The sequence below is a fragment of the Micromonospora sp. NPDC005707 genome, from assembly GCF_040631005.1.
Classification (GTDB): Bacteria; Actinomycetota; Actinomycetes; order Mycobacteriales; family Micromonosporaceae; genus Micromonospora.
Genome location: NZ_JBEXYR010000006.1, coordinates 23,009 through 32,250 on the forward strand (window position 1 = coordinate 23,009; position 9,242 = coordinate 32,250).

Below are 9,242 nucleotides of genomic sequence, written 5' to 3' on the forward strand. Positions count from 1 at the left end.
GATGGTTCTGCTACGCCGGGTGATCGGTGACGCACTGCGGGCGCGCCGGCAGGGGCAGCACCGCACCCTCCGCGAGGTCTCCTCCGCCGCCAACGTGAGCCTCGGTTACCTCTCCGAGATCGAGCGCGGCCACAAGGAGCCGTCCAGCGAGCTGCTGGCCGCGATCTGCGACGCGCTCGGCGCCCGCCTCTCCGAGCTGCTCCGCGAGGTCAGCGACACGGTCGCGCTGGCCGAGCAGATGCCCGGGGTGCTGGTCCCGGTGGCCGACGAGACGATCGAGGCGACGCCGGCCGTGCGCAAGGCCACCAACCGGGGGGTCCGCCAGGTCACCTCCGACGGCTCGGTGGCCGTCCAGGTCCGCCAGGACTCGCCGCTCAAGGCGACGCTCCGCACCACCCGGGTCCGCCCCGCGGACCGGGACGTGGTCTGCGCCGCCTGATCCCGCCCGCCGCGCCGTGGCCACCGGTGGCGACCGCGTCGTAGTGTTGATCAGGGTCGTACGGGTGCCGGGTTGGCGTCCGACTGGGACCATGGAGGCACACCGCGCGGCCCGCCGGTCGACCCCGGTCGGGCGACGCGACGCTACTGAGGGGACAAGGCGGAGATGGCGAACCCGTTCGTCAAGGGTTGGAAATACCTGATGGCGCTCTTCGGCGCGAAGATCGACGAGCACGCCGATCCGAAGGTGCAGATCCAGCAGGCCATCGAGGAGGCCCAGCGGCAGCACCAGGCGCTGGTCCAGCAGGCGGCCGCCGTGATCGGCAACCAGCGCCAGCTGGAGATGAAGCTGTCCCGGCAGATGACCGAGGTCGAGCAGCTCCAGGGCAACGCCCGGCAGGCCCTGGTCCTGGCCGACCAGGCCCGGGGCCGCGGCGACGAGACCGAGGCCGGGCGCTACGAGCAGTCCGCGCAGCTGCTCGCCAGCCAACTGGTCTCCGCCGAGCAGGCGATGGAGGACCTCAAGACCCTGCACGACCAGGCGCTCGGCGCGGCCGCGCAGGCCCGCAAGGCGGTCGAGAACAACTCGATGATCCTCCAGCAGAAGCTGGCCGAGCGCACCAAGCTGCTGAGCCAGCTCGAGCAGGCCAAGATGCAGGAGACCGTGGCCCGCTCGCTGGAGTCGATGTCGGCGCTCACCGCCCCCGCCACCACCCCGTCGCTCAACGAGGTCCGCGACCGGATCGAGCGCCGCTATGCCGACGCCATGGGCCGGGCCGAACTGGCCGGCAACTCCGTCGAGGGCCGGATGCTGGAGATCCAGAAGGCGACCCTCGACTCGGCCGGGTCGGCGAGACTGGAGCAGATCCGGTCGAGCATGGCCGGCGAGCAGCTCGGCGGCCGGCAGGAACGCGCCGGGGTGGCGCAGCCCGCCGACCCGGCGGCCGCCGCCCGGCTCGACGAGATCCGCGCCAACATGAGCCGGGAGCGCGGCACCGGGGAGAGCACCACGAGCTAGGGGACGGGGGAGACCGATGGTCGACGAGCGGGCACGGCACTTCCGCCGGCTGCGCAGGTTGCGCCGGTCCGCGCGGCGCTGGAGCGTCCTGGCCGGTGGGCTGGGCGGCGCCGCCGCCGTGCTGACCCCGTACGCCGGGCTGGGCCTGCCCGACGCGGCCTGGGCCGGCGCCGCCGGCAGCGCGATCGCTCTCGCGGCCTGGCGCTGGGTCGACCTCAGGGTCCTCGCCGCCGTGCCGGCCCCGCCGGCCCTCGACCCGGCCGACGCCGCCGCCCGCTCCCGCGCCCGGCTGGTCGCCGCCGTCGAGCGGCTGCCCGTGGGCCCCGGCGTCCTGGCCGAGGTACGCCGCGTCCGCTCCCGCCTCGCGCTGCGCGGCACCACCGCCGCCGAGGCGTGGGCCCGACTGGACCGGGCCGCGCTGACGCTGGCCGGGCTGGCCGGCCGGCTCACCGGGCTGGCCGAGCCGGCCGTCCGCGAGGCGGCCGAGGCCGACCGCTCCCTGCGCGACCTGGCCAACCGGGTGGCCGGCGTGGAACGCGCCCTGAAGCTCGCCCCCGCCGAGGCGCGCGGGTCGCTCGCCGAGGCGCACGCCACCCTGGTCGGCCAGCTGGAGAGCGGGGTTGCGGCGTACGAGCGGCTGGTGGTGGCCGCCGCCGGCTACGTGGCCGAGGACGCCCACCCGAGCACCGAGGACCCCTCGGCCACCCGTCTCACCGAGGCCACCGACCTGCTGCACGGCGTCGCGTCCGCCCTGGCCGAACTCCGCACCGCACACACCCCCCTCCGCACCCCCTGACCAACCCCGCGTCCCTCCTCCGCGTCAGTCGGGGGTGGTGACCTGGGTGGGGGTGGTCCAGGGGCTGGTGCCGACGACGTTCGTCGAACGGATCCGGTAGTGGTACGTCGCGCCGCGGGCCAGGCCCGTGTTGGTGAAGCCGCGGCCGGTCACGCTGAACGTGGCCAGGTCGTGTGCGAAGGCGGCGTCGGTGGCGCGCTGCACCACGAAGCCGGCGCCCGCCCCGGTGGGTGTGCTGGCCGACCAGCTCAGGATCACCGTGGCCGTGTCGGGGGCGGGCGCGGTGGCGGTGACGAGCACCCCGGTCGGCACCCCGGGCCGGGGCGGCGTGGTCACCGTGGCGACCGTCGACCAGGCTGACGCCGCCCCCAGATACGTGGTGCGTACCCGGTAGTAGTAGGTGGTGTCCGGGGCGACCGCCGGGTCCAGGTGGGCCTCGCCCACGGCGATGGCGGTGGTCCCCGGCCCGCTCGTGAACGTCGGGTTGGTGGCCCGCTGCACGTCCACCCCGGTCGCGAAGGAGCGGTTCGCCCAGCGCAGCGCGATCCGCAGCGGCGCGGCCGGCGGCACCACGGCGGCCAGCCGGGCCGGCGCGGTGAGCTGCACCGAGGCGGGGACGCTGTTCGACCAGGCCGAGCAGCTCACCGCGTTCTCGGCCCGGATCCGGTAGTGGTAGGTGACGCCGGGCGTGACGGTCGCGTCGGTGTACCGGGTGGCGGTCGCGGCCACCGTGATCTCGGTGAGCCCCGCCGTGAAGGCCGCGTCGGTGGCGCGTTGCAGCCGGTGGCTCGTGGCCGGCGGGCGGCTGCCGTTGCCGGTCCAGGTCAGCGCGATGGCGGGCAGCGCGGTGGCCGAACCGGGCGCCGGAGTCGTCGTCAGCCCGGTCGGCGCCTTGGGCGCCACCCGCACCACCAGCGGCCGGCTCATGCCCTGGTCGCGCAGCCCCGCCGAGCGGGTCTGCCAGCGGTACTCCCACCCCAGGTTGACCAGTTGGTTGACCACCGCGGCGGGCCGCCCGTCGACCGGGCTGACCGGGCTGGCGTCCAGCCGGGCGCCGGCCGGCCGGGTCGGGTCGAGCAGCCGTACGCTGTCGCCGATCTTGAAGGGGAGGCTGGGCGGGACCGGGCGCAGGGCCACGATCACGTCCTCCCGCGGGTTCACCCGGACGGTGTCCTTCCAGCCCAGCTCGTTGGCGTCCGGCGGGCGGACCGTGCCGTCCCAGCCGACCCGGTTGACCAGTTGCACGTCGCAGCCCTCGACGTGCACCGGATGGGTGCGGGGCGCGTCGCCGACGATCCGCCACAGCTGGGTGCCGTCGGCCGGCCCGCCCACCGGCACCGTCGGGTCGGTCGCGTACAGCACCTCGGTGGCCGGGTCGACCGGGCCGAGCGGCAGGGTGGCCGGGGTCCGCTGCCCGGCGTTCGGGTGGGCGACCCCGAGCCGCCCCACCGCCCGGCCGTGCCGGGGCTCGAAGACCTGCCCGACCGACTTCACGGCCAGTGGCAGCGTGACCGGGGCGGCCGCGCCGGCCGGGGTGAAGGTCACCGAGGTGGCACGCGCCGGCACCAGCGTCACGCCGGGAGTGCGGGTGCCGAACGCCGCGTCGTAGGCCGGCTGCGGAACGATCGGCGGTCGCTGGCTCTCCGCGTACGCGCCGGGCAGCCGGGCGGCGAGCCGGTCCCGGTCGTACGGCGCGGCCGGGGTGCCGGTAACCCGGATCTGGAGCAGCGTGCGGGTGTTCGGGCCGTAGCCGGGGTGGGCGCCGGGTAGGCCGCCCGTGGCGGTGCGGTCGGGTGCGCCGGTGTGGTGGTCGTAGCGCGGGTCGAACCGGGGCAGCGGGGCCGGGCAGTCGTTGTAGAGGATCAGGGTGCTGCCCGGCGGGACCGTCGCGAAGTCGACCACCACGTCGGCCCGCTCGCCGGGGGCGAGCAGCAGGGTGTGCCCGTCGACGTTGAGCGCCGTGGGGTCCTGGCGGTCGTACCGGTAGCCGATCGGGCGCTGGGGCAGCACCGCGGGAGCCGGCAGCAGGCCGCCCTCGTTGCCGATCTGGATCAGCTCCGGACCGGCCGCGGCCGGATCGGGCACCCCGCCCTCGCGCCCGTCGACGGGCCAGTGCGCCGGCCGCCCGGCCACTCGGACCGCGTCGACCATCGGCACCTCCCCGGCGCGCGGGTCGCCCGGCGCGCCGCTCTCGGTCCACATCGGCTGGTCCGAGCCGGCCCGGTAGAGCTGGAGGTTGAGCGTCCGGTCGGGGCAGGCGTTGAGGATCCGGAACCGGTACGCCCGCGGCGCCACCTCCAGGTACGGGTAGGCCACCCCGTTGACCAGCGGGGTGTCCCCGTACGCCTCGGGCACGGCCGACGGGTGCGGCACGCCCGGCGCGAGGGGCGGCTCGTCCGGCTCGGCGACGGGGTCGTGGTGCGGGTTCGGCACCGGGGCGACCCAGGGGCTGGCCCCGCCGTCCGGGTCGTGCGTCCACGGGCCGTAGTCCCAGCGGCCGGTCGGGTTCCCGCCGGTGCTCCGGTAGGGGTTCTGCCGGGGCTGGTAGACGTGCGGGTGCCAGAGGCTGCCCTTCGCGCCCCAGCGGTCCCGGTCCCAGGTGGGATCCTGGGCGGCGAGCTGGGCGTCGTCCGGCACGAACGTCTTGTCCTCGATCACCAGGGGGAGCTGGTCGGCGGGAAGCACCCCGTCGTCGACCAGCCGCTCCTCGGCCGGGTCGGTGAGCAGGTACAGCGCGAGCTGCCCGGAATAGACGGTGAGCCGCGACAGGCCGAGGGTGTTGTCGTGCAGCCACATGAGGCGGCCGCTCTGCTCGTTGGGGAAGTAGAGCGTGGTGGCGCCGGCGCCGGGCGCCGGCATGTCCGGCACCGCGGTCACCCCCACCCCCGTCGGGTACGGGGTGATCTCGCCCGCCGGGGTGATCCACTGCCACGGGTTGCCGGCGCTGATCCACGCCGTCTGCGCCCCGGCCAGATGCGGCACGGCCCGGTTCTGCGGGTACGGCGCGGGCCCGTCCAGCGGGCCGCTCCCGGCCCCGTCGACCGTCTCGTCGACCGGCAGGAACAGCTCGCCGGCCCGGCCGGTGGGCAGCTGGTTGATGAACTTGATCCGCACCGGCCGGCCGCGCCGGGCGACGATCATCGGCCCGAGGTGCCACGGCCGGTCGGGCGGTGCGACCGTGTTGTGGCCGGCCGCGTCGGTGCCGAGGTTGAGCTGGCGGTAGCCGCGCAGCCGGGTGGCCGGCAGGTCGCGGTGCAGGCGCTGCGCGTACTCCTGCAGGCCGATCTCGTAGTAGTCGCAGCCCGGCCAGGTGATCGTGTCGGGGACCGCCACGGGCAGGCGGGCTCCGAGCCCGGCGGAGGCCAGCGGGCCGGGCACCGGCAGCGGGTCGACGAACTTGCGGATGCCGGTGCCGGGCGCCGGCCGCCCGTCGACGTCGAGCGAGGGCAGCGGGCTGCCGGCGAAGTTCGGCACCGGGCCGAAGCAGCGCGGCACGGCGGCCGGGTCGAGGCTGGCCGGGGCGGGGCCGGTCTCCTCCTCGGCGGCGCGGGCGGCGGGCACCGTCGGCGCGTGGTCCTCGGCGGTCCGGGCGAACCGGTCCGTCCATCCCGGCCGGAGTCTGCGGAACAGCACCATGGCTCTCCCCGGGGTCGGGGCGCGCCTGCCGTCACCCCGACGTGGCGGGCGTACGCGCTGCTGACGATCGGTGAGCACTCCACCGCAGCATGCGACGCCGAAGGTGCGGGAGGGAACTACCCAATCGTCCCTATCTCGGGCGATCTTGGGTGGTTCGTGGAAGTTCCACGCGCCGTCCCGCTCAGCGGTCCGGTTGGCAGGCCGGGCACCAGTACGTGACCCGCTCGCCCAGCTCCTCCTTGCGGATGGCCGTCCCACAGCGCCGGCACGGCTGGGCCCGGCGCCCGTAGACGTAGCTGGTCTGGCCGCGGTGCAGCGACCCCGTGGTGCTCTGCGCCCAGCGGCCCCGGTTGGCGGCCAGCAGCCGCTGCGCGAGGGCGACCGTGCCCGGCAGGTCCGGCACCGCCCCGACCGGCGTCCACGGGTTGACCCCGCGCAGGAACAGCACCTCACACTTGTAGAGGTTGCCCACCCCGGCCAGGTTGCGCTGGTCCAGCAGCGCCTCGCCGATCGTCTCGTCCGGATGGGCGGACAGCCGGCGCACCGCCTCGTCCGGATCCCAGTCGGTGCCGAGCAGGTCCGGGCCGAGATGGCCGACCAGCGACTCCTCCTCGGCGGTCGGGATCAGGGCCAGCTCGTGCAGGTGGTAGCCGACCGCGACCGCGCCGGGGGAGCGGAGCACCACCCGGATGAGGTGCGCCGGCCGGGCCGCCCACCGCTCACCCGGCGCGTACGCCCGCCAGGCGCCGTCCATCCGCAGGTGCGAGTGCAGGGTCCAGTCCCGCCCGCCCTGGTACGAAACGGCCGCCGACGCGGCGTCACCTTGTGCGGCGCCGGTCCGTCCGGCGGCGTCCGCCGGTGTGGCCGTGGCACCGCTCGGTGCGACCATGGATCGCGGGTCGGCGCCGGTCGGCGCGGTCGTGCCCCGCGGTGCTGTGGCGGGCGGGGCGGCTTCTGTTGGTGTGGTCGTGCCTCGCGGCGCGGCGCCGGGCGGTGTGGCCCTGGCGGGCGGGGCGGCGTCGATCGGGGCGGTGAGCCGGAGCAGCAGGTGCTTGCCCCGGCTGGCCGATTCGCGCACGGTCCAGCCGGTCAGGTCGGTCGCGGCGAGCTGCGGCACGCGGAAGTCGGAGCCGGTGAGCCGGGCGCCGGCCAGGGCGCGCTGGAGGACGCGGGCGGTGTTCCAGACGGTGTCGCCTTCGGGCACCCCTCCATCCTCCCTCGGCGCGGCGGATTCGCACGGCTCAGTCGCGCGTCACCGTCACCACGTCGCCCGGGCGCACGCCGAGCAGGTCGACCGCGCGGCCGGTGTTGACCGCCAGCGCCACCAGGCCGGCCGAGTCCACGTACACGACCAGCCCACCGGCCGGGGCGTCGCCGAAGGTGCGCCCGCGCACCGCCGCCCGGCCGGCCACCCGTACCCGCTCCGGCAGCCCGGCCAGCAGCGCGCCCGGGGCGGCGAGCTGGACGTTCCCGAAATGGTCGACGGTCAGCACCTCGGCCGTGAAGCCCGCGTCGTCGGCGCGGACCACCGGCGCCGGCAGCCGGACCAGCGTCGCCGGATCCACGGCCGGGCCCGCCTGGCCCAACGGCGCGCCGAGCGCCAGTCGCGCGGCGACCGGCGCGAACACGTCTCGCCCGTGGAAGGTGCGGGAGACCGTCGGGGCCAGCCAGGCCGGATTGGTCAACTCAACCGCCCCGGTGACCCCGCCGAGGGCCTCGGCGGCGTCCAGCAGCAGCCCGTTGTCCGGGCCCACCAGCAGCCCGCCCGGGGCCGCCAGGGCGATGCCGCGCCGTGCCGTGCCGACACCCGGGTCGACCACGGCCACGTGCACCCCCACCGGCAGGTACGGCACGGTCTGCGCGAGCACCGCCGCACCCCGGCGTACGTCGGCCGGCGGCACCAGGTGGGTCACGTCGATCACCCGGGCGGCCGGGGCGAGCCGGGCGAGCACGCCGTGGCAGGCGGCCACGAACCCGTCGGTCAGGCCGTAGTCCGTGGTCAGCGAGATCCAGGGACCGCCGGCGGGCCCTCCATCGAGACCGGTCACGACGCGGCCGCCGGTGGGGTGAGCCGCCGCTCCAGCCGCAGCTCGTCGTGGAGCGGGATGCCGTCCTCGCCCAGGTACGGGATGCCCGGCTTGACGGCCCGCGCCCGGTCCACCGCGCCCGCGTCCACCGCCACGATCCGCAGCCCCCGGCGCTGATAGAAGCCGAGCGCCCGGAGGTTGTCGTTGGTGGTGACCAGCCAGAGCCGGTCCGCCCCGGCGGCCGTGGCGACCGCCTCGGCGGCGGCCATGAGCGCGCTGCCGGCGCCGTTACCCGGGGTCGTCGCGGCGAGGCTGACGACCTCCAGCCCGCCGTAGGCGAGCCGGTACACCAGCGCTCCGGCGAAACCGCCCGCCCCGTCCACGGCCACCAGCGCGGGTAGTTCCCGCAGGTCGTAGCGGGTGTCGTGGACCACCACGTACGGGCCGCCCCACTCACGCTCGTGCAGGGCCGCGAGGTCGGCGTGGTCGCCGGGCCCAGCCGGTCGTACGTGGATCGAGGCCATCCGTCCCTCCTCGTCGTGTGCGGCACACCCTAGCGAGCAGGTCGGCACGGTCCTCCCCGCGCCGCGTCGACTGGGCATCGCGGGACCGCACTGCGGCTGGTGCGCGGGAGTCGCAAGAGGAGTCGACTCCCATCGGGCCGATGCCGGCGCAGCCTCCCGACCCGGCCCGCCTCCCGACCCGGCCCGCCTTCCGACCCGGCCCGCCTGCCGACCCGGCCCGCCTGCCGACCCGGCCCGCCTGCCGACCCGGCCCGCCTGCCGACCCGGCCCGCCTGCCGACCCGGCCCGCCTGCCGACCCGGCCCGCCTCCCGACCCGGCCCGCCTCCCGACCCGGCCCGCCTGCCGACCCGGCCCGGCGAGCCGGCCTGCCTCCCGAGCCGGCCTGCCTCCCGAGCCGGCCTGTCGTCCGAGGTGGCCCATCCCCGGGCTGGCCTGTGGCCTGAGCTGGCCTATCGCCTGACCGGCCTGTCGCCTGAGCTGGCCCTCGCCTGAGCTGGCCTGCCTCCTGAGCCAGTCTGCCTCCTGCACTGGTCTGCCTCCAGACCCGGCACCTGCTCCCGCCGCTGCTCCTGCCCCGACCGGCCCTGCTCTCGCCCCTGCTCCTGGCCAACCCTCCTCCCGTCTATCGGGAACTTCCGTCCGCATCCCGAAACACCGAAAGATCTTGGTACCAAATGGCCCCTATAGGGGCCGTTTCCGTCCAAGATCGCTGACGCTGACGCTGACGCTGACGCTGACGCTGACGCTGACGCTGACGCTGACGCTGACGCTGACGCTGACGCTGACGCTGACGCTGACGCTG

Annotated in this window: 7 protein-coding genes; 3 read left to right on the top strand and 4 right to left on the bottom strand. The window is 76.0% G+C overall.

What is annotated here, in order from left to right; all coding sequences use genetic code 11:
• Nucleotide 1 precedes the first annotated feature (1 nt).
• The 3 genes from ABZ452_RS13060 (at nt 2) to ABZ452_RS13070 (ending at nt 2,252) form a co-directional block, all read left to right on the top strand.
• Entirely contained in the window at nt 2-439 is a 438-nt protein-coding gene (locus tag ABZ452_RS13060) for a helix-turn-helix transcriptional regulator (RefSeq protein ID WP_357942066.1), read from the top strand.
• A 165-nt stretch (nt 440-604) separates the two neighbouring features.
• Nucleotides 605-1,456 carry a PspA/IM30 family protein gene (locus tag ABZ452_RS13065; protein ID WP_357942068.1) on the top strand — a complete coding sequence of 284 codons (852 nt, stop codon included), beginning with the start codon at nt 605-607 and terminating at the stop codon, nt 1,454-1,456.
• A gap of 16 nt (nt 1,457-1,472) precedes the next feature.
• The gene (locus tag ABZ452_RS13070; RefSeq protein ID WP_357942070.1) at nt 1,473-2,252 is read left to right on the top strand and encodes a hypothetical protein; all 780 of its coding nucleotides are present in this window, start codon (nt 1,473-1,475) and stop codon (nt 2,250-2,252) included.
• Between the two features lie 24 nt (nt 2,253-2,276).
• Here ABZ452_RS13070 and ABZ452_RS13075 read toward each other — a convergent pair whose 3' ends face one another.
• The 4 genes from ABZ452_RS13075 to ABZ452_RS13090 all read right to left on the bottom strand — a co-directional run bounded on the left by ABZ452_RS13075 (nt 2,277) and on the right by ABZ452_RS13090 (nt 8,439).
• Complete coding sequence (locus ABZ452_RS13075) at nt 2,277-5,888, bottom strand: multicopper oxidase domain-containing protein (protein WP_357942072.1); 3,612 nt, start codon at nt 5,886-5,888, stop codon at nt 2,277-2,279.
• Nucleotides 5,889-6,069: 181 nt separating this feature from the next.
• On the bottom strand, nt 6,070-7,092 hold the full coding sequence (locus ABZ452_RS13080) for a zinc finger domain-containing protein (protein ID WP_357942074.1): 1,023 nt from the start codon (nt 7,090-7,092) through the stop codon (nt 6,070-6,072).
• Between the two features lie 37 nt (nt 7,093-7,129).
• Nucleotides 7,130-7,936: an SAM-dependent chlorinase/fluorinase gene (locus ABZ452_RS13085; protein ID WP_357942076.1), complete on the bottom strand. Its 807-nt coding sequence runs from the start codon at nt 7,934-7,936 to the stop codon at nt 7,130-7,132.
• Nucleotides 7,933-8,439, bottom strand: a complete 507-nt coding sequence (locus ABZ452_RS13090) for a GNAT family N-acetyltransferase (RefSeq protein ID WP_357942078.1) — start codon at nt 8,437-8,439, stop codon at nt 7,933-7,935. The genes ABZ452_RS13085 and ABZ452_RS13090 overlap by 4 nt, the downstream gene beginning before the upstream one ends.
• Between the last annotated feature and the right edge of the window lie 803 nt (nt 8,440-9,242).

What these genes read in the sequence shown, in the direction of transcription:
- ABZ452_RS13075 (WP_357942072.1), bottom strand. Translation starts at nt 5,888, where the DNA reads ATGGTGCTGTTCCGCAGACTCCGGCCGGGATGGACGGACCGGTTCGCC.
- ABZ452_RS13070 (WP_357942070.1), top strand. Translation starts at nt 1,473, where the DNA reads ATGGTCGACGAGCGGGCACGGCACTTCCGCCGGCTGCGCAGGTTGCGC.
- ABZ452_RS13090 (WP_357942078.1), bottom strand. Translation starts at nt 8,439, where the DNA reads ATGGCCTCGATCCACGTACGACCGGCTGGGCCCGGCGACCACGCCGAC.
- ABZ452_RS13065 (WP_357942068.1), top strand. Translation starts at nt 605, where the DNA reads ATGGCGAACCCGTTCGTCAAGGGTTGGAAATACCTGATGGCGCTCTTC.
- ABZ452_RS13060 (WP_357942066.1), top strand. Translation starts at nt 2, where the DNA reads ATGGTTCTGCTACGCCGGGTGATCGGTGACGCACTGCGGGCGCGCCGG.